The organism is Roseovarius maritimus (genome assembly GCF_043355895.2).
Taxonomy (GTDB): Bacteria; Pseudomonadota; Alphaproteobacteria; order Rhodobacterales; family Rhodobacteraceae; genus Roseovarius; species Roseovarius maritimus.
This window is the reverse complement of the sequence record NZ_JBHFPF020000006.1, coordinates 14,969-34,919: the sequence shown is the minus strand read 5'-3', so window position 1 is coordinate 34,919 and position 19,951 is coordinate 14,969. Positions and strand designations below refer to the sequence as shown.

At 60.8% G+C, this 19,951-nt stretch carries 13 protein-coding genes; 4 read left to right on the top strand and 9 right to left on the bottom strand.

What is annotated here, in order from left to right; genetic code table 11:
* Window positions 1–87: 87 nt before the first annotated feature.
* The 3 genes from ACEWPM_RS12140 (at window position 88) to gdhA (ending at window position 6,337) form a co-directional block, all read left to right on the top strand.
* A complete protein-coding gene (locus ACEWPM_RS12140; protein WP_393962612.1) occupies window positions 88–2,364 on the top strand; it encodes an NADP-dependent malic enzyme in 2,277 nt (758 codons plus the stop codon).
* A 447-nt stretch (window positions 2,365–2,811) separates the two neighbouring features.
* Window positions 2,812–4,701, top strand: coding sequence for an AMP-binding protein (locus tag ACEWPM_RS12135; RefSeq protein ID WP_393962613.1), 1,890 nt, complete (start codon window positions 2,812–2,814; stop codon window positions 4,699–4,701).
* Window positions 4,702–4,987: 286 nt separating this feature from the next.
* A complete protein-coding gene (gene gdhA, locus ACEWPM_RS12130) occupies window positions 4,988–6,337 on the top strand; it encodes an NADP-specific glutamate dehydrogenase (RefSeq protein ID WP_393962614.1) in 1,350 nt (449 codons plus the stop codon).
* 391 nt (window positions 6,338–6,728) lie between these two features.
* Here gdhA and ACEWPM_RS12125 read toward each other — a convergent pair whose 3' ends face one another.
* The 7 genes from ACEWPM_RS12125 to ACEWPM_RS12095 form a co-directional block, all read right to left on the bottom strand.
* Window positions 6,729–7,067 (bottom strand): RidA family protein, encoded by a 339-nt coding sequence (locus ACEWPM_RS12125; protein ID WP_393962615.1) that lies wholly within the window; start codon window positions 7,065–7,067, stop codon window positions 6,729–6,731.
* A gap of 9 nt (window positions 7,068–7,076) precedes the next feature.
* Window positions 7,077–8,471: an FAD/NAD(P)-dependent oxidoreductase gene (locus tag ACEWPM_RS12120; RefSeq protein ID WP_393962616.1), complete on the bottom strand. Its 1,395-nt coding sequence runs from the start codon at window positions 8,469–8,471 to the stop codon at window positions 7,077–7,079.
* A complete protein-coding gene (locus ACEWPM_RS12115; protein ID WP_393962617.1) occupies window positions 8,458–8,766 on the bottom strand; it encodes a (2Fe-2S)-binding protein in 309 nt (102 codons plus the stop codon). The genes ACEWPM_RS12120 and ACEWPM_RS12115 overlap by 14 nt, the downstream gene beginning before the upstream one ends.
* Complete coding sequence (locus ACEWPM_RS12110) at window positions 8,741–9,841, bottom strand: NAD(P)/FAD-dependent oxidoreductase (RefSeq protein ID WP_393962618.1); 1,101 nt, start codon at window positions 9,839–9,841, stop codon at window positions 8,741–8,743. The genes ACEWPM_RS12115 and ACEWPM_RS12110 overlap by 26 nt, the downstream gene beginning before the upstream one ends.
* Window positions 9,842–9,902: 61 nt before the next feature.
* Window positions 9,903–10,901 (bottom strand): TRAP transporter substrate-binding protein DctP, encoded by a 999-nt coding sequence (gene dctP, locus ACEWPM_RS12105; RefSeq protein ID WP_393962619.1) that lies wholly within the window; start codon window positions 10,899–10,901, stop codon window positions 9,903–9,905.
* Window positions 10,902–10,942: 41 nt separating this feature from the next.
* On the bottom strand, window positions 10,943–12,253 hold the full coding sequence (locus tag ACEWPM_RS12100; protein ID WP_393962620.1) for a TRAP transporter large permease: 1,311 nt from the start codon (window positions 12,251–12,253) through the stop codon (window positions 10,943–10,945).
* Complete coding sequence (locus ACEWPM_RS12095) at window positions 12,250–12,720, bottom strand: TRAP transporter small permease (protein ID WP_393962621.1); 471 nt, start codon at window positions 12,718–12,720, stop codon at window positions 12,250–12,252. Before ACEWPM_RS12095 ends, ACEWPM_RS12100 begins: the two co-directional genes overlap by 4 nt.
* Window positions 12,721–12,832: 112 nt before the next feature.
* On the opposite strand from ACEWPM_RS12095, the gene ACEWPM_RS12090 reads away from it, so the two are divergent.
* The gene (locus ACEWPM_RS12090) at window positions 12,833–13,765 is read left to right on the top strand and encodes a LysR family transcriptional regulator (RefSeq protein WP_393962622.1); all 933 of its coding nucleotides are present in this window, start codon (window positions 12,833–12,835) and stop codon (window positions 13,763–13,765) included.
* A 567-nt stretch (window positions 13,766–14,332) separates the two neighbouring features.
* Here the strand turns inward: ACEWPM_RS12090 and ACEWPM_RS12085 are convergent.
* Both ACEWPM_RS12085 and ACEWPM_RS12080 read right to left on the bottom strand, forming a co-directional pair.
* A complete protein-coding gene (locus ACEWPM_RS12085) occupies window positions 14,333–17,794 on the bottom strand; it encodes a S8 family serine peptidase (protein ID WP_393962623.1) in 3,462 nt (1,153 codons plus the stop codon).
* A gap of 63 nt (window positions 17,795–17,857) precedes the next feature.
* Window positions 17,858–19,933 (bottom strand): hypothetical protein, encoded by a 2,076-nt coding sequence (locus ACEWPM_RS12080; RefSeq protein WP_393962624.1) that lies wholly within the window; start codon window positions 19,931–19,933, stop codon window positions 17,858–17,860.
* Window positions 19,934–19,951: the final 18 nt, after the last annotated feature.

Genomic DNA, 19,951 nt, shown 5'->3' with positions numbered 1-19,951 from the left:
GCAGCAAAGATGCACTCTTGCACCAGATTGCAGCCGGAACAAAAAGTAGTTTAACGCTAAACTACCCAATCAACGAGGAGCAGCAGGATGAGCGATCCCAACGACACGCTAAGGCAGGCGGCCCTTCATTACCACGAATTCCCAAAACCCGGCAAACTCGAGATCCGCGCGACCAAGCCCTTGGCCAACGGTCGCGACCTGGCCCGCGCCTACTCGCCCGGCGTCGCCGAGGCCTGCCTTGAGATCAAGGAAGATCCAGCCAATGCCAGCCGCTATACCAGCCGCGGCAATCTGGTGGCGGTCGTCACCAATGGCACGGCCGTTCTGGGACTGGGCGATATCGGCGCGCTGGCCTCCAAGCCGGTAATGGAGGGCAAGGCGGTCCTCTTCAAGAAATTCGCCGATATCGACTGTTTCGATCTGGAAGTGAACGAATCCGATCCCGAGAAGCTGGCCGAGATCGTCTGCGCGTTGGCGCCCACCTTCGGCGCGATCAATCTCGAGGACATCAAGGCGCCCGATTGCTTTATCGTCGAGCGGATCTGCCGCGAGCGGATGGACATTCCCGTGTTTCACGACGATCAGCACGGCACCGCCATCGTCGTGGGCGCCGCGGCAACGAATGCGCTCTACGTCGCCAACAAACGCTGGGAGGATATCAAGATCGTCTCGACGGGCGGGGGCGCGGCGGGCATCGCCTGCCTCAACATGCTGGTCAAGCTGGGCGTTCGGCGCAGCAATATCTGGCTCTGCGACATCAACGGCCTCGTCTACGAAGGCCGGACCGATGATATGAACCCGCAGAAGGCCGAGTTCGCCCAAAAGACCGATCTGCGCACACTGAACGATGTGATCGAGGGGGCTGATCTCTTTCTCGGCCTCTCCGGTCCCGGCGTCCTCAGCGTTGAGCAAGTCAAGAAAATGGCCCCGCGGCCCATCGTCTTTGCGCTGGCCAACCCGACGCCCGAGATCATGCCCGACATCGCCCGCGAGGCCGTACCGGACGCGATCATCGCCACGGGCCGCAGCGATTTCCCCAACCAGGTCAATAACGTGCTCTGCTTCCCGTTCATCTTTCGCGGCGCGCTGGATGTGGGCGCAACCCAAATCAATGACGCGATGCAGATCGCCTGCGTCGACGGCATCGCCGAACTGGCCCGCGCCACCACCTCTGCCGAGGCGGCAGCGGCCTATCAGGGCGAGCCGATGACATTCGGCGCCGATTACCTGATCCCCAAGCCCTTTGATCCGCGCCTGTCGGGCATCGTCTCGACCGCTGTGGCGCGCGCCGCGATGGAAAGCGGGGTCGCTACCCGCCCGATGGAGGATCTGGGCGCCTACAAAGCCAAGCTGGACGCCTCGGTCTTCAAATCCGCGCTGCTGATGCGCCCGGTCTTCGAAGCATCCAAGAAGGATGCCCGCCGCATCGTCTTTGCCGAGGGCGAGGACGAGCGCGTGCTGCGCGCGGCGCAGGCCATCCTGGAGGAAACCAGCGAACAGCCCATCCTCATCGGCCGCCCCGGCGTGATCGAGGCGCGCTGCGAGCGGATGGGCCTGAACATCCGGCCCGGTCGCGATTTCCGGCTGGTCAACCCCGAGGACGATCCGCGCTACCGCGACTATTGGACCAGCTATCACGAGGTGATGAAGCGGCGCGGCGTGACGCCCGATCTGGCCAAGGCGGTGATGCGCACGAACACCACTGCCATCGGCGCGGTCATGGTGCATCGCGGCGAGGCCGACAGCCTGATCTGCGGGACATTCGGCGAATATCGCTGGCACCTGAACTACGTGACGCAAGTCCTGAGCGACAAGGAGCACCACCCACATGGCGCGCTCAGCATGATGATCCTCGAGGATGGCCCCCTGTTCATCGCGGACACCCATGTGCGGGTTCACCCCACGCCCGAGGATCTGGCCGAAACCGCCCTTGGCGCGGCGCGCCACGTGCGCCGCTTTGGCATCGAACCCAAGATCGCCTTTTGCTCGCAATCGCAGTTCGGCAATCAGGGCGAGGATTCCGGCAAGCGCCTGCGCGCGGCCATCGCGCTACTGGACGCCAAGCCCCGCGATTTTTGCTACGAGGGCGAAATGAATATCGATACCGCCCTTGATGAGGAATTGCGCGCGCGCCTTTTGCCCGACAACCGGATGGAGGGCGCGGCCAATGTGCTGATCTTCTCCAATGCCGATGCGGCCTCGGGTGTGCGCAACATTCTCAAGATGAAGGGCGGCGGTTTGGAAGTCGGCCCGATCCTGATGGGGATGGGCAATCGCGCGCATATCGTCTCACCCTCGATCACGGCGCGGGGGCTTTTGAACATGGCCGCCATCGCCGGTACGCCGGTCGCGCATTATGGCTGATGTCTAGTCGCCGTCCCGTATGACCGGGGCGGCGCAGTCTTGCACGGTCCCCGGGGGACCTTACTTCTTCTTGCCACCGGGTTTTGCGCCGGCTTCCTTGGGCTGGGGTTTGGGTGCGTTTGCCATGCTGGCAGACCTCGCTATCGCGGCCCGACACCATGCCGGGCCTGGTTCCAAGGATCTCACAGCCGCATGGATTCTCAAGCTGAATATGAAGACCCGCCCCGGCAGGGCAGACTTCATCAGCCAATCTGCGCCTGAAAAGTGCAGTGATCGGCCAGATTTGGCCGGCGACTGAAAAAATTCACACAAGCCGCACCAGACATAAGGAACGGACGGCACAGCGCAGACGTTTTCGCATTCTTGCGCACCTGTTAGCGCGCACGCGCCTTGCCCCGCCCCCTGCCCGCGCCGTAAACATGTCACAAGCTGCATGGGAGAGCACAGATGGGCTACGCTGAAATATATCAGAGTTGGAAATCCGACCCCGAGGCATATTGGCTGAAGCAGGCCGATGGCATCGATTGGGACGAACCCCCGAGCAAGGCGCTGTTCGATCGCGGCAACGACATGTACGAATGGTATGCCGATGCGAAGGTGAACACCTGCTACAATGCGGTCGACCGCCATGTCGAGGCAGGGCGCGGCGCGCAGGCGGCCATCATCCATGACAGTCCCGTAACCGGCACCAAGCACCGCATCACCTATGCCGAATTGCAGTCCCGCGTCTCCAGCCTGGCCGGAGCCTTGCGCGCCAAGGGCATCGAAAAGGGCGACCGCGTCATCATCTACATGCCCATGGTCCCCGAGGCGATCGAGGCGATGCTCGCCTGCGCGCGCATCGGCGCCATCCATTCGGTGGTCTTCGGCGGCTTCTCCGCCAACGAGCTGGCCGTGCGCATCGACGATTGCACGCCCAAGGCAATCATTGCGGCCTCCTGCGGGATCGAGCCGAACCGCACGGTCCATTACAAACCCCTTCTCGATGGCGCGATCGAGCAGGCCACGCACAAGCCCGATTTCTGCGTCATCTTCCAGCGCGAACAAGAGGTCGCCAAACTGATCGAGGGCCGGGACGTCAGCTGGTACGCCTTCCAATATGGCGTCGAGCCTGCCGAATGCGTGCCCGTCGAGGGTAATCATCCGGCCTATATCCTCTACACCTCTGGCACCACAGGCGCACCCAAGGGCGTGATCCGCGCCACGGCGGGCCATCTGGTCGCGCTCAACTGGACGATGAAGAACATCTACAATGTCGACCCGGGCGATGTGTTCTGGGCTGCCTCGGATGTGGGCTGGGTCGTTGGCCACAGCTATATCTGCTACGCGCCTTTGATCCATGGCAATACCACCATAGTCTTCGAAGGCAAGCCCGTGGGCAATCCCGATGCCGGCACCTTCTGGCGCGTCATCGCCGAGCATAACGTGCGCAGCTTCTTCACCGCCCCTACGGCAATTCGCGCAGTCAAACGCGAGGATCCCAAGGGCGAGTTTCTGAAGAAATACGACCTGTCGAACCTGCAGGCGCTTTACCTCGCGGGCGAGCGCGCGGATCCCGACACGATCATCTGGGCGCAGGACATGCTGGGCAAGCCCGTCTATGACCATTGGTGGCAGACGGAAACCGGCTGCGCCATCGCCGCCAATCCGGCCGGGGTCGAGGCGCTGCCGGTCAAGATCGGCTCGCCCACCGTCGCGATGCCGGGCTACGATATCCAGATCCTCGGCGAGGACGGCACCCCCAAACCGGTGGGCGAGCTGGGCGCCATCGCGATCAAGCTGCCCCTGCCCCCCGGCACCCTGCCCGGCCTCTGGAATGCCGAGGACAGGTTCCGCAAATCCTACCTCACCACCTTCCCCGGCTACTATGAGACCGGCGATGCCGGCATGATCGACGAGGATGGCTATCTCTACATCATGGCGCGCACGGATGACGTCATCAACGTCGCAGGCCACCGCCTCAGCACCGGCCTGATGGAAGAGGTGCTGGCCAGCCATCCGGACGTCGCCGAATGTGCTGTCCTCGGCGCCAAGGACGATCTCAAGGGCCAGGTGCCCATCGGCTTCATCTGCCTGACCAAGGGCGTCGATCGCCCGGCCGAGGAGATCACCCGCGAATGCGTCGCCCTCGTGCGGGACAAGATTGGCCCGGTCGCCGCTTTCAAGCTGGCCGTGATCGTCGACCGCCTGCCCAAGACGCGGTCGGGCAAGATCCTGCGCCGGACCATGTCCAGCCTCGCCGACGGCGAAGCGTTCAAGCCCCCCGCAACCATTGACGATCCGGCAATTCTAGACGAGATCGCGGTAGCGCTGAAATCCATAGGGTATCCGAAATAACATAAGGGCGCTGCCCCTTCTGCGGCGCGCCTTACCGGATGTATTGATCACCGCGGGCCGCCGAAAGATGCGTTCATTACCAAACGTTTGACCGCTTTGAGCCCGCATTGACGGATGCAGCGGCACGCATAGGTGGCTGCTTGGCGCAGAAAGCCGCCCTTCGCGGCGTTTGCCCTTAAGATCTGCTTTGCTGTCGGTGAAACAGGGGCCCGATCAGTCGGTTTGCTGTTGCAGGCAGCTTGTTTCCTAGGCATTTCAAAGGCAAAAAACACAGAAAGGTTGCATCGTGAATACTGTAGACGAGAAGCTCCAGCCTATCTTTAGCACCGTTCTGCACCGTAATGCGGGCGAGAATGAGTTTCACCAAGCCGCACGCGAAGTCCTCGAAAGCCTCGGCCGCGTCATCGCGCGAAACCCCGAATACTCTGACGAGGCTTTGATCGAACGAATTTGCGAACCGGAACGCCAGATCATTTTTCGCGTGCCGTGGATTGATGACAACAATCAGGTTCAGATCAACCGTGGGTTTCGGGTGCAGTTCAATTCGGCGCTTGGCCCTTACAAGGGTGGCATCCGTTTTCATCCTTCGGTCAATGTGGGGATCATCAAGTTCCTGGGCTTTGAGCAAACGTTCAAGAACGCACTGACGGGCATGCCGATCGGCGGCGGCAAGGGCGGGTCGGATTTCGATCCAAAAGGAAAATCCGACCGCGAGGTCATGCGCTTTTGCCAGTCATTCATGATCGAGCTGCATCGCCATATTGGTGAATATGTCGATGTTCCGGCTGGAGATATTGGCGTCGGCGCACGTGAGATCGGCTATATGTTCGGCATGTTCAAGCGGTTGAACAATCGGTTTGAGGCGGGCGTATTGACAGGCAAAGGCCTTGTTTACGGCGGCTCGCGGGCACGCAAGGAAGCAACGGGTTTTGGCACGGCCTTTTTCGTGCGTTCCATGCTGGCAGTGAAAGGCGACGATTTCGAAGGCAAGCGCTGCCTGGTATCAGGTTCAGGCAATGTGGCCATCTATGCGATGGAGAAGGTCATTTCATTTGGGGGCAAGGTTGTCGCCTGCTCGGATTCGGGTGGCTATGTTGTCGATGAAAACGGCATTGATCTGGATCTGGTCAAACAGATCAAAGAGGTCAGACGCGGACGCATTTCCGAATATGTGGCGCTGCGCGGTGACGGCTGCCATTATGTCGAGGATGGCACGATCTGGGATGTTCCGTGCGAGATCGCACTGCCCTGCGCCACCCAAAATGAGCTCAACGGCAGCAACGCGAAAACACTTGTCGAAAATGGTGTGATTGCCGTTGCGGAAGGGGCCAACATGCCCTGCACCCCCGAAGCCGTGCGTCTGTTCCAGGATGCACACGTCATGTTTGCCCCGGGCAAGGCGGCCAATGCCGGCGGGGTTGCGACTTCGGCTCTGGAGATGCAGCAAAATGCCAGCCGCGACAGCTGGAGCTTTGAGAAGACGGAAAACCGACTCGAAGAGATCATGGTCAATATCCATGCGGCCTGCCATGACACTGCCGAGGAATACGGTGTGCCTGGCGACTATGTCCTTGGTGCCAATATTGCGGGGTTTGTGCGCGTGGCGGATGCAATGCGCGCAATGGGTGTGATTTAGAGCCAACAGCGTAACAGGGTTTCGATCTGTTGTGCCTTTCGCGCTTTGCTGTCCCAAGCCAAGGCCTGCCATGCGGGCCGCGATCGCAACCTGCTAGGGTTCCGTCGAAAGTCGGCGATGCGCCGGAAGCAGCCCTTGAGAAGGCGGTGTCAGGCGTCTGCTTTGTCCCGCATCGCCATCGTTAATTCGAGTAACGGCAAATGCCTCGGAAGAGCCCAGACTCTCCGATGCTGCGCAGTGAACGAAAGGCCGCTTCGGTGAAGAATGCGAAATAGCTTCAGAACTCTCGGCTCGAAGCGGCAATCCAGCAACCATCCTGAATGCCGCTCGTCTCGGGATTGTTACCCGATTTTGGCAAACTCCCAGTCAAATGAAATCCTTTCGCATGAGATCAGCAAGCTGCAGTCACAATAATCTCGACTTTCAGTTCTGGGCGGGCCAGCTTTGCTTCGCCGCAGGCACGCGTCGGCGCGTGGCCTTCAGGGATCCAAGCATCCCATACCGCGTTCATCTCGGCAAAATCTGACATATCGGAAAGCCAGATCACGGCCTGCAACATCTTTTCGCGCGTTGATCCGGCCTTTGTCAGTAAGGCCTCGACCCGCGACAGGCAATCGCGGGTCTGGTCTGCCACTGTCGCTCCCTCTCCGACTTGTCCGCATAAATACGCCACACCGTTGTGCTTGACGATCTTGCTCATCCGCTGGCCGGTTTCGATACGTTCGATCATGTCTTTCTCCTATTCCGCTGCCTCAGGCGCAGTGTCGTCCATGGTCGCCAATTCGCCCAAGGTCACAGGTTTCAAGGGCGGTCGGATGCGGTAATACCCTGTCTCATCCGGTGTCTGATCATTCGCGGCTGCCAAAAGAGCCGTCACGGTCGTTCCGCAATAGCGGCCCTGACAAGGCCCCATACCCGCCCGCCCGAAGGCCTTGGCCTGGTTTGGGCCGATACAGCCGAGTTTGGCATAGCCGCGGATGTCACCGGCCGTGACTTCCTCGCAACGGCAGACCACCGTCGTGTCAACGGGCGCGCGAGCCCCGGCGTAAGCAGGATAAGACGCGTCAAGAAATGGACGCACGGCAAGCTCGCGAGACCGCGCAGACCGCAGCGGGGCCGCTTGCCTGTCACGTTCGGACCGCGCGAGGCTGCCTAAATCCTCTGCCACCTTGAGTGCCGAGAGCCGGCCTGAAAATTCCGCTGCTTTTGCGCCACCAATGCCCCCGCCATCACCCGCGATAAAGACCCCGGCGATAGAACCCTGCCCCCAGTCATCAAGGTCTGGAACAAAGCAGTCTTGCTGGACGCTCCATGAATGCGTGACGCCAAGGGACCGTGCGGCCTGCGTATTGGGCACCACACCGTGGTGCAGCATAACGGTATCGCAGCCAATGGTGTGGGTGCGGCCGCGGCTTGTGAACGTCACGGCCTCTGCCCGTTCCTGCCCTGAGATCGTGATATCGGTCGTCCCGGTGAAGCGCGGCACGCGGGCGCGGGTGATCTCCGCCAACAACCCCATCCCCTTCATCAAATAGGGCCATCCGCGCAGCGCGCCTCCAATGTGCGGCGCGGCGCGGATCATGTCGCGGCGCGTCTGCGTCTCGATCATGGCGGTGGGTGGCGTGCCCGCGCGCACCATCTGCGCCGCGATCAGATACAAAAGTGGGCCGGAGCCGACCAACACAGCATTGCGCGCAAGAACCCCCGATTGCTTCAGCAGGATTTGCCCCGCACCAGCTGTCATCACGCCCGGAAGGGTCCAGCCCGGCAGCGGCATTGGCCGTTCCAATGCGCCTGTCGCCAGCAGTATCCGCTTTGCCGCTATCTGTGCACCGCGACCGTCGCGTGTATAAGAGACGACAAAACCGTCTTCTATCGCCCAGACGACCGCACCGGAGATGTGTTCAATCGCATTCTGCCGCAGCGCCGCCGTCAGATTTGCACCATGGGTGTAGTCCTTGCCCAGAATGCCCCCGCGCACCGGCGCGACACGGTCCACGTCGCGGTAGATTTGCCCACCGGCGCGGGGCTGTTCGTCCAGAATGGTGACGCTCAGGCCAAGTTCGGCCGCTTGCGCCGCCGCTGCCATGCCAGCCGGACCAGCACCGATCACGACAAGGTCACGCTGTTTCATCTTTGGCCTCCGTCTGGTGCGGCTTGGTGATTTGCAGCCCTTCTGACACCTCCATCATGCAAGCCTGCCGCACGACGCCATCGATTTCGACAAGGCAGTCGAAACAGGCACCCATCATGCAAAACGGGCCGCGCGGCGCACCTGATACGGGTGTGTGCCGAAAGACACCGACCCCGGCAGCCAGCAAGGCGGCAGCAAGGTTCGCGCCTTGCGGAAGGTGAAGACCCTCGCCACAAAACATCACCTCGACGCGTGGGGTATCTTCCAGTTCAAGAAACGGCGAAACGGTTTTCACTGAACACCTCCAGATCAGGGGCGTCAGCCGTCCCTTCGAGCCAATCGGGCAGCAACCGCGCATGGGCAGCCGCAAGCGTGATGCCACTGTGGCAGGTGACAAGGTAAGCGCCCGGCATCTGGGTGCTCTCCTGATAAATCGGGAGCCCGTCAGGCGAGAGCACCCGCAAGGCCCCCCAACTGCGGACAAGCTGCGCACGGGCGAGCGCGGGATACGCAGCGATCGCCTCGGCGGCGAGCCCCGATATCCCGGTTTGTGTGACGCCATCATCAAGGCCCACCTCTTCGTTGGTGGCCCCGATCTGGATGCCGCCTTCGTCCACTTGCCGAGCAATCAGCGATGGACGGTTGATCAGTTTTGGTAGCTTTTCCGTGATCAAAACCTGCCCGCGCTGCGCACGAACGGGTGCTTTGAATCCCATATTTGGGCCAAGCTGTGCGGCACCCAGGCCCGCAGAAAGGACCACCTTTCCGGCGCTGACAATCGTGCCATCCGCACAAGTGATCCGAAATCCGTCCCCTTTTGCCACATCCGTCACCGTTTTGCCGGTCAGAACCCGCCCACCCATCCGGCGCACGTCAGCGGCCAGTGCCACCAGGAGCTTCAGCGGGTTCGCGTGCCCGTCCTGATGGTGCAGGATTGCACCAACAACTTTGGGTCCGATATGGGGTTCTTCCTTGCGTAGCGCGTTGTGGCCCAACACTTCGAACGGGTAGTCGCCGTCAAGTTTGGCCTTCAACGCCTCATATTTTTCAACCCTCGCCTGTAGCGTCTCTTCCGAAAAATGGAAATCATATCCACCCTTCTGCTCCAGCGGAACGGTTTTTCCAGTATTGTCACCCAGTTCTGCTGCAAACTTCGCCCAGATGGCGGCGGACTGTTGCGACCAACGGGCATAGCGCGGCTGGTTCATGCCCTTCGACTGGACCCAGACCAAACCGAAATTGCCACGGCTGGCACGGAATGATCCGTCATCACCGTCCAGAACAGTCACCGTCAGACCGCGCTTGAGCAAGCCCCAGGCGGTCGATAGGCCGACAACTCCGCCCCCTATGATGGCATAATCGGTTTCCATTGTTCCGTCCGGTTGCTGAAGAGTATGGACAGGGCGAACATGTCGCCCTGTCCGATAGTGATCAGTTGGTTGCGGCTGCAACTTGGTCAAGGATGCCCTGCCCCCATTCGACACCAACGTCTTCGAGAACCTGCGGCCACACATCGGCACGGACCTTGGCAGCCATCGCGGCAAGCTCTTCATCGCTCAGGGTCACGACGGTTGCGCCCAAGTCGTCGACAAGACGCTGCTCATTGCGGGTCTGGTCAGCCTCGGCCACTTCCCAACGGGTCGCCTCGAATGCGGCGGCCTGCTCTTTCAGGGCGGCCTGATCCTCGTCCGACAACCCTGCAAGGCTCTCGTTGGAGATGATCATGTACCAAACCTCAAAATGCGTGTTGGCAGGGATGTAGGTCCGTGTCACATCACGGAACGAGGCATAATAACCTTCCGCACCAGACCCGATCACGCCATCAACCACACCTGTCTGCACAGCCGTAAAGGCCTCGGAGAAGGGGATCGGTGAGGGGATATAGCCAAGCGCCTCGCCGGTCAGCTGGAAGCTTTTGATTCCCGGAACGCGGACCTTGATACCGCTGGGATCGACTGATCCGGCATTCGGGTGATCCACGTTCAGCGCGATGCCCCCGAAATAGACCGGATAGGCCGCCAGCATGGTGATGTCCTGTTCACCGTAAAGATCAGCCATGACCCCGCGCACGACACCGGCGGGGCCATAGACCGCGCGGGCCTGATCCCAGTTGCCTGCAAGATACGGGAACGAACTGATCTGCATACGGCGGTCAACAGCCGTTGCGGCAGGTTGCGTGGCCATATCGATCGCGCCGACGCTGATACGTTCTTGCACCGTGGTGTAATCACCCAGCGCGGAAGCCGGGAAAATATCGACATTGACGTCCCCGCCCGTCGCTTCGGCCACAGCAGCCGAAAAGGCGCGCAGTTCTACGTCGATCGTGGCGTCCTGAGGGCGCACATGGCTCATCTTCAGGTCTTGCGCTTGGGCATAGCTGCCAAGCGCCATCAGGACGGCGGTCGCTGTTGTCAGGAATGCGTGTTTCATAAGGGTTTCCTCCTTTGTTGGATTGCAGTTGGTCAGAGTGGTTAGGGCGCCACGTCGTATCCGAAGAAACGTGGCAAAAAGAGCGACAGGTCCGGCCAGAGCGATGTCAGGAAGACAACGGGCACATAGCCGAACAGGATGAGTTTCATTGCAGGTGGGATGACCTTGGTCACCTTCACGTTGCCGATCCGCGCACCCAGATACAGGATCGAGGCATAGGGCGGCGTCACACCACCCATCGCAGTATTCACGCCCATGATCGCGGCGAACTGAACGGGGCTGACCCCGATGGCGTTCATCAGCGGCAACAGCAGCGGCGCGATCAGGATGATGGCCGTTACGTCATTGACGACCATGCCCACCAGGAAAAGCAGGATGTTGATCATGATCAGCAACAGCACCTTGTTTTCGGTGATCGAGAAGATCCCCTCCACAAGCTGTTGCGGGATGCTCTCGTAGACGAACATCTGGCTCAGGATCATGGAAAAGAGGATCATCATCATGATCGCGCCCACGGCGGTGGCGGCTTCGCGGCCTGCCGATAGGAAGTTTTCCAGTCGCAGACCTTTATAAATCAGAAAACCCACCGGTACCGCGTAGATAACGGCAACAGCCGCAGCCTCGGTCGGGGTCATGACACCGCCATAGATACCGCCCAGAATGATCACCGGCATCAGCAATGCGGGAAAGGCATGGAACCCACGCCGGGCAACCTCGCCCGACAGTTCAGAAAACGTGGGCTTGTCGTCGAGGATCAGATTGAATTTGCGCGACATGACAAGGTTGATGACAGAAAACGCAACCATGATCAGAAGACCGGGGCCGAGGGTCGCCAGAAAGCACGCAAGGATCGAGGTATCCGTGACCCAGCCATAGACGATCATCGTCACCGAAGGCGGGATCAACAGGCCGAGGATCGAGGAATTGGCGATCAGCGCCGTGGCATACTCACGCGGATAGCCGCGCTTTTCCATCTCGGGAATCAACAGCGGGCCGATGGCGGCGATGCCCGTCAGGCCGGACCCTGAAATCGCCCCGATCACCGCGCAAGACACCGCAGCAACCACACCCAAACCGCCGCGTATGTGTCCGATGAAAGCATTGACGAAGCGCAAGAGCGAGGCGGCAATTCCACTTTCCGACATGATCGTTCCGGCCAGCACGAAAAGCGGAATGGCCAGCAACACGGGGTTTCCAAGCTGCTGGAACCCCCAGAGCATCATGCCCTTCATGGTCACGTCGCCGATGAAATACATCACCATCAGCGCGGCACCGAAACAATAGGGCAGCGGCACGCCAAGTGTCAGGGTAATCACCAGAATGGCGATGGCAAGAAGTGCAATCTCGATCATAGCCGCTCTCCTGTGCGCAGGCTGCGAATATGGCACCATAGATGCCACGCGGTGTAGACCATCATCAGCCCAAGCCCGATCAAGAGCGCGATGTCAGAATAGAACGTCGGGATGTAAAGGGTCGGGCTTTCGCGCCAGACCCGCCAGGCATAGCGGGTGTAATCCCACGCCCATGACAGAAGCCAAAGGCCAACGATCAGGCTGATCACCTCTCCGACGATGGCCAGAATCGTATGGCCCCGCGCAGTCTTGACGAAGATCTCAAGTACGTTTGCACGAATATGCGTATTTTCTCGCGATGCGTTGACCGACCCCAGAACATAAAGCCAGAGCGTCGGGTACAGCATCGTTTCTTCCAGCCCCATAACGGGCACCTGAAGGACATATCGGGTAACGACCTGAACGAACTGGCCCAAGGCCACGATGCAGATCAGTGACGTAAGCAGATATTTGGAAAAGGTATCCATTGGTCCTCCAATCCCACAAAGACCTCGTGGGGAGTGCAACACCATCTCACTGGACAAACGATATTAAATCAATTTAATAATTTCTCTAAGTTCATTAGTTGAGTTTATATCCATGGATCTCTCCCTCAGGCAGCTATCGACGTTTCGCGAAGTCATGCGTTCAGGCTCGATCAGTCAGGCTGCGCGCACTGTCGGCCGGACCCAACCTGCTGTCTCGACCATGGTGCAAACGCTCGAAGATCAACTTGGGTTTGCCCTGTTTGTACGAACCCACGGAAAGCTGTTGCCAACCCCGGAGGCATTTTTCTTCCTCGAAGAATGCGAGGATATCCTTGGGCGGGTCGAACGCACCGAACGCACGCTTGAGCGCATAAGCTCACTTCAGTCAGGCAAGCTACAGATTGCGTGCCACCCCGCCGCGTCCAGCGTGTTTCTTCCCCGGCTTCTCACGCGCTTTCTCGAAGGCAGGGGTGATCTTGATGTGTCCTTGATTATGCGGTCTTCGGACGTGATCGAGGATTTGATCGGCTCTCAGCAGTTCGATGTGGGGTTCTCCGAAACGCCCGCACCGCGCACGTCAATCCACCAGTCCGACTATGATCTTGAATGTGTCTGTGTTCTGCCCATCGATGACCCCCTTGTTGCGGCGGACTGCATCACACCCGATGATCTGGATGGTCGGCCCATGGCGACCCTGTTCGGTGAACACACAACCGCCGCACAAACCGAAGCCGCGTTTGCCGCAGCGGGCCGCAGGTTCAACAAGCGTTTGGAACTGCGCACCTTTATGCCGGGCTTGCAATTTGTCGCAGCGGGGACCTGCGTCATGGTCTGTGACATGATCACCGCCTACAGTCATCTGCTTCAAGCGCCCGAAGGGGCGAGGCTTGTGATCAGGCGGTTCCTGCCCCGTGTTTCCAACAGTGTCTCAATACTGACCCCGGGATATGCCACTCGGTCGATGGTAAGCGATGCCTTCATCACCGATCTGCACGAAGCAGTCGACCGGATGCAAGGCAGAATTGGAGAAGCTCTGTCGAAGTAGTCCGTTTCTTCCCCGGCTGAACGATCTTGGCCGCCCGAGATATGCTGCCCCGAAAAGGCATATTCCTTGCAGATTCTTGTTCCAAAGCCGGCTTGAAGACCAGTCACACATCTTGGCGCATCCATATGGAAGGTTGGGCCGCGGCAACCGGATTTTCGCTCGAATAGCGCTGGTCGGGGGTGGGGAACCTTTTATGATTTCGAACGATTTTCAAGTCGTTTTCGCCTTGAAACAATGCAAAGTTCGGTTGTCCATATACATGACTAGCTCCACAGCCATCGCCGTTGGCGATCACCGTTAGCTATCCCCTCATGCTGCTTTTCGCTACGGTTGCACTTAGGCCAAAGCGGTCATTTGGTTCAGGTGAGACAAGGTCGGTTTTCTCCCGCATAGCGGAAGTTCTGGCAGAGCCGCGCGAACGGCTGCTTTGGTGCACAATACTGCGGTACACGCAATGCCCTACTATGTGGTGATGGCTGCAATGGCGCGAGCCAGAGGTATGTTTTGCATGCATTTGCCGCGCGGCTCGGCAAGGCCGCGCGACAGGTTTTGGTCAGCTCCGGCGCCTCAGGCGTCTATGGCGTAACCTGCGCTGAGCGTGCCATCGGCGCGGCGTTGGGTGGCGCGCAAGGTGCCCAGACCGCGCCGCCCGTCGGGCCGCTGAATGCCCAGAACGAGCGGGGCGTATCGTCCTCCGGCCAGAAGCGTCGGCAGGGCGATGGCCGGCGCCGACTGTTCGAAATAGACAACCTCCTGTCCCTGATAGCGCCCCAGCGTGAGGCGCGGGCTCAGGACCATCCCGCCACAGCGGAACTCAAGCTGCGTCTTTGGCATGCCGTGCACGATCATCGTGCCCTGCGTACCGCAACGCACCGCCAGCCGCGCGCGGTCCAGCAGGGTTACCACGCAGGGGTCGCTGGGCTTGCCCATCGGATCATCATCACCCGGCCAATGCGGGATAGGTTGCGTGCTGCCGGGCAGCGGATCGACCGCCTGAATGCCTCCCTCCTTCAATTCGGTGATCCAGCGTGCCATCAGCCGGTCGTCGGCGATGCGCACAAACACGCGGTAATCGCCGGGCAACAGGCTGCGGTCCAGAATGACGCTGTCGATCCCGATTGCATCCGAGGTGCCCGCGATCACTGCGCTGACCAGATCGGCATCGCTGCTGTCGGCATCGTCGTCGATGGTGATGTTGCGCTGGGCAAGATCGTTGTAGCGGCGCACATCGAATGTCGCCCCACTGGGGGCGGGGCCATCGTGGGGGGCTGCTTCGGCCAATAGGCAGGGATGCCAGTGCACGTTGATGCCCCCCACCATGACCGAGCTTTCCGGCACAAGGGCTGCGTCCCAAGTCATCTTGACGATCTGGTCGGCACCGGGGGCAAGACTGGCGATCGGTGTCTCGCCGATCAGGTAGGTGCCGGGGACCAACGGGTTGGGCACCGTGCTGCCGGGCATGTTGGACGGCATCCATTCCTGCGGATAGCGAAATTCAAAGCCGGGAAAATGGGTGATCATGGCCCGGACCCAGAAATCGCTGGTGGCGGCGGTACCGATATTCCTGACGCGCACGAACACATAGTTGTTCTGGCCGCGCACCGGGTTGAAATGCGGTGGGGCCGTCCCGTAGGCCAAGGCCGGGATCGCCACGTTGTTGGGGTCGGTCCAGATGTCCGGACTGACCGCGTGCCAGCCCGGCGAGGGCGTGGTGCCCACATCGGTGAGGTTGTCGCGGATCACCACGTCGCTGGCATGGCCATAGTCACGCGCATTGATCACGGCGGCATCGGCATTCAGCCGCCCCCAGCCGTACCACTGGCTGAAATTCACCGTGCCATCGCCGGTGGTATCGACCCAGGCGCCGGTGGCGGTGGTATTGCCCAGATCAATCTGTGTGGCCGACAGCCGCAAGATCTGGCGCAGCTCCACCCAACTGAGTGCCGCATTCGCCGACAGGCACAGCCCCGCGATGCCAGCAGCCAGCGGAGTTGCCGAAGACGTGCCACCAAAGTCGTTCTGATAATCGGCAGGCCCGCCTGCCACGGCAGTGCCTGCGGCGTGATCGTTGTGCAACCGTTGCACCCGGATCTGCGTATTGCTGGGAATGGACACGATCAACTGCGCCTCGGTGTCGGCGGCGCCCGGCACGCCGATCAGGACCGCATCGCCGACGCTGAACCCGGCCGAGCTGCCAACCGCCATTGTGACATTGGACCCGGTCGCATTGACCGGCGCGCTGGTCGAGGTCGATTGGAACGGCGCGCCCGGCATATTGCCGTTGCCCAGCAGATCTGCACTGATCACACCGTAGTTTGCCGGTGGATTGTGCAGTGGCGAGCCCCCCACATAGGCATCGTGACTGGGGGCCACGAATTCGACACTGTTGCCGATCTGGCTGTAGGCGCTCCGCACTTCGGTCGTGCCGTCATCGGCAAGGGTCGATGCGCCGACGCACATGACCTTGGGATGCAAGGCCATGCCAAAGCTGACCGGTACGACGCCAGTGGAGTTGCCAGCGGCCCAGAAGATGCCCACACCCCGACCGCCGCGCCCGTAGGTGGTGACAAAGTCGACCATGTCCGACATCACCCCCGCGAGCGGCCCTGCGGACCAGCCAAAGCTGCAAGAGATCAGGTCAGCCGGATTGGCGGGCGGAGCGGGAAAGACCGTGCCCACCGCATAGTTCACCCCGTCCCCAGTCCAGCCGGGATCAAAGCCGGCCAGCCAGACGAAGGCATCCGCGTATTGCTGGTCGGTTGCGGGCACGGGGCGAATGGCCCCGATCAGGCGGCAATTGGGCGCCGCACCCACAATTCCCATTCTGGTCCCACCAACGCCCGACGGGTTGTTGGCCAACCCGCCCGCGACGCCGGAGCAGCCCATGCCGTGATTGTTGGGCGGGCTGTCGTTGTCCAGCGTCAGCGAATTGAAATCGATGAAATGCGCCACCTTGTCGGCGCCGCCGGTCACGGTCCCGTCAAAATCCGCATGCGCGGCCGTCGTCACCCCGCCGGTGGTGGTCGATTGAATGCCGCGGTCCAGTACCGCGATCACGACGTTCTCGCTGCCAAAGGTCATATCACCGGGGTCGCCGGGATTGACGCCCGCGGCATTGTTGTTGCGCAGGGTTTGCCAAGCGTCGGGCAGGTGCACCAGATCAATATGCCATTGTTCGGGGGCCAGGTAATCGGTGGGGTTGATCGCCTGATCCGGCACCGTGGCCGACAGGTTCGGCTCCGCATAATGAACAAGGCCGCTTTTGACCAGTTCCTCGCAGACCCGCAGCACATCGCGCGACCCGCCGCCTTCTACCTCCAACAGCCAGCCGTTTGGCGAATAGGGCAATCTGCGCACCACGCGCAGCCCCCGCCGGGCGGCCAGAACAGGCACCTTGTCATTGCTGATCTCTGCCTTGAACCGCACGTTGATCTGGCTGGTCATGAATTCGACCGCCTGCGGCTCGAGATTCAGAACCAGACCCGCCGCCGCCACGGTGGGATGCGCGCGAAGCTTGGCGATGGCACCGTCAATGGCATCGCCGTTTTCGGGGTGCGTATAGATCGCAACGCCCTCCTGCCGGACCTCTTGGGGGATGCCGTCTTGCTCGGTCAGGCCCAACTCCCTGATCAGCGCCCTCAGCTTTTCGATCTCATCGTCGGGGCTGGCGGGGGCCAGGGCCACCGCAAGGCGCGCAGGGTCGGGATCGAACGGCACCCGGATCTTGCCACGGTAATAAACCGGCATACCCTTGCGCCCCAGAACGAACCGTTCAGAATTGGCGCCGTCATGGATCACGACCTGTCGTTCGTCGCCCTCAAGGCGCGGCGCATCGGCTTGCAGCAGGTACTGCCCCGGCACAATGTCCGTCGCGTGATAGCTTTGCGTCTGTTTCGAGAACTTCAGAACGATGGGCTTGGATTGGGCGTTGTCCTCGCTGCGGGTTGCGGTGACCTTTGCGTTGGAAATGGTTTTCCAGTTTGGGTCCTCGACTCGCACGTCCAGGCCGCTTTTTGCAATCCGTTCCATGATAAATTCCTGTCAAATCGGTTAAAGGCCCTGCCGGTCACGCGGACCGGCAGGGATGTTCCGTCAGATGTTGACGATGGCAATGTGGCGCCGCGGGTGGGTCCAGGAATAGGCCTCGTCGTAGTCCCATCCGCTGCTGGGTCCAGCGTCGCCCCCCGCAGGGTTAAAGGCCCGGCCCTGCGCGTTGATGCCAATGGTATAGGCCCCCTCGTCAGAGGCGCCGCTCACCAGAAAGCGGGCTGTCGTCGTCCAAGCGTTGTCGGCATCGGTGACGTGCCAGTGGTCATAGTCGGCCGTCGCATCCATCCGGCCCAGCGGCGTGCCTTCGCAACTGCGGCCAAACAGAATGGCATTGCGCAGATGCGCCGCCGACACTTCGCAGGAAACCCGGATTTCGATGTCCGTGCCTTCGGGCCTGCGAATGACCGGACACACGTCCGGCAGCGGCGACCAGCCGCCGGTTCCTGACGGACGCCACTGCATCGCAGTAAAGACCGCATGGGGCCGGGTGTTGTCGATCTGGATGGGCACGGCCGCACTGGTATCCACGACGTTCTTGCCTGCATCGCCCAGTTCAAGTTGCATCTCGTAGCGGCCATTGGCATAGCGCTGCGTGCGCCAGTTCAGCAACCAGTGCGGAAACACCAGATCACCGGCAGGCAGGATGGGATACCATCCGTTTGAATCTGGCACGATGTGGATCGGCCCCCCCGCCCCTAGGCGTGGCGCCCACCAGCTTTCGTCCTGTACCGGGGTAAAGCTGCCGCTGCTTTGATGTTTCTTCATCAGCCGGTAATGCACTGCGCCGGAAAAGCGGTGGCAGCCATGCAGTTGCACCGTCGACCACAGTGGTGCCGTGGTGAGAGTGTCGCGCGCAGAGGTGGACAGCCCCCCCGACCGCGCCCGGTTAACCATGCGCCCATATCCCGTGCTCAGATCGAAATAGGAGGCCTCAAGCGGCATCAGGCCCGCTGTCAGGATTGTCGGCGCGGAACAGCCGGAAGGGTCAATCTCGGGCCCTTCGCAATTGGGCGAGGACACAGCATGCGCCTCTGCTTCCAGCACGATATCCGACAGACCGGTGCTGTTCCAACGCACGTCAAAGAAGCCTTCGGAATAGATCACTTCGTCGGTGCCATCGCCATCCACGTCCTGAGTCACCCGGAAGGTGATATCGGGGACGTCCCTGATCTTGGTCCAGATGCCCAGAACGATATCGGTACAACGCCAGAACGGCCCGACCCAGTGGTGAAAGTCGAGATCTGGGGCCGCTTTGCGCATTTCATCGTTCATATCCGCATCGAATGGCTGTCCCCTATCGGGCAGCGGTGGCGGCACGCGAGGCGCGCGCATCTCAAGCTCGGCCTCCAGTTTTTCCGTGCTGGTCCCGAAAGACCCGCGGCTGACAAGCGTCTCAAGCTGGGCCGTAACGGTCTCTCCGGCTTCCTCGCGCAGCCGGTCCAGCACCTCGGGTCGCCGCAGCAGCGCGGCCAGTTGCGCGGGCTGCGCCGCCCCGCGCATGAAAGGATCAGGTTTCGGTTTCGGAATTTCGATGGGCGTCGCTGCAACCGACGGACGCCCGGCAAAGCGCTCTTCCGGCGGGAGGGGCCATTTGATCCGAGGCGGTTCGCGCTCCAGTTCGGGTAGCGGAATCCGCTCCAGCCAATCTTTCAGACGGACGGGATAGAGCGTCGGGAAACACAGCCGCGCGCGCCGCCATTTGATGATCCAGTCGATTTCCCAAGCGGGGATCCAGACACAGAAATGGCCGCATTCATCTGTCGTGGCCGTTGCGATCAGTTCGCGTTTGCATTTCGTGGGAAAGAACCATGACCAGCGCGGCCAGCCCGGCGGGCTGTAGATGTGAAACGAACAATCGGTATCCTCGACATGTACGGTGGCGTTGGGCACGCCCTCCAATTCACCCGAGACCGGGTTGCGTTTGACAACCTGCCCGCAGACGCGGCGAAACAGCAGCAGGTCCGGATCGATCCGCCATTGCAGTTCTTTGTGAAGTTTGCTGAATTTCTGGCCCTTGAGGGTTTGCAGCGGCGCTCCGGTCAAATCCGCGAGACGCACAGCCTGCATATCAGAGATCTTGGCATCAATTGGATCCATGCGGTCTTTTTCGGTTTTCATGTGATGTCCTCCTGTAAT

Coding starts and splice junctions, on each gene's coding strand:
- ACEWPM_RS12085 (WP_393962623.1), bottom strand. CDS start 17,794: ATGGAACGGATTGCAAAAAGCGGCCTGGACGTGCGAGTCGAGGACCCA.
- ACEWPM_RS12080 (WP_393962624.1), bottom strand. CDS start 19,933: ATGAAAACCGAAAAAGACCGCATGGATCCAATTGATGCCAAGATCTCT.
- ACEWPM_RS12125 (WP_393962615.1), bottom strand. CDS start 7,067: ATGATCGAACGTATCGAAACCGGCCAGCGGATGAGCAAGATCGTCAAG.
- ACEWPM_RS12110 (WP_393962618.1), bottom strand. CDS start 9,841: ATGGAAACCGATTATGCCATCATAGGGGGCGGAGTTGTCGGCCTATCG.
- ACEWPM_RS12095 (WP_393962621.1), bottom strand. CDS start 12,720: ATGGATACCTTTTCCAAATATCTGCTTACGTCACTGATCTGCATCGTG.
- ACEWPM_RS12090 (WP_393962622.1), top strand. CDS start 12,833: ATGGATCTCTCCCTCAGGCAGCTATCGACGTTTCGCGAAGTCATGCGT.
- ACEWPM_RS12140 (WP_393962612.1), top strand. CDS start 88: ATGAGCGATCCCAACGACACGCTAAGGCAGGCGGCCCTTCATTACCAC.
- ACEWPM_RS12120 (WP_393962616.1), bottom strand. CDS start 8,471: ATGAAACAGCGTGACCTTGTCGTGATCGGTGCTGGTCCGGCTGGCATG.
- ACEWPM_RS12100 (WP_393962620.1), bottom strand. CDS start 12,253: ATGATCGAGATTGCACTTCTTGCCATCGCCATTCTGGTGATTACCCTG.
- dctP (WP_393962619.1), bottom strand. CDS start 10,901: ATGAAACACGCATTCCTGACAACAGCGACCGCCGTCCTGATGGCGCTT.
- ACEWPM_RS12135 (WP_393962613.1), top strand. CDS start 2,812: ATGGGCTACGCTGAAATATATCAGAGTTGGAAATCCGACCCCGAGGCA.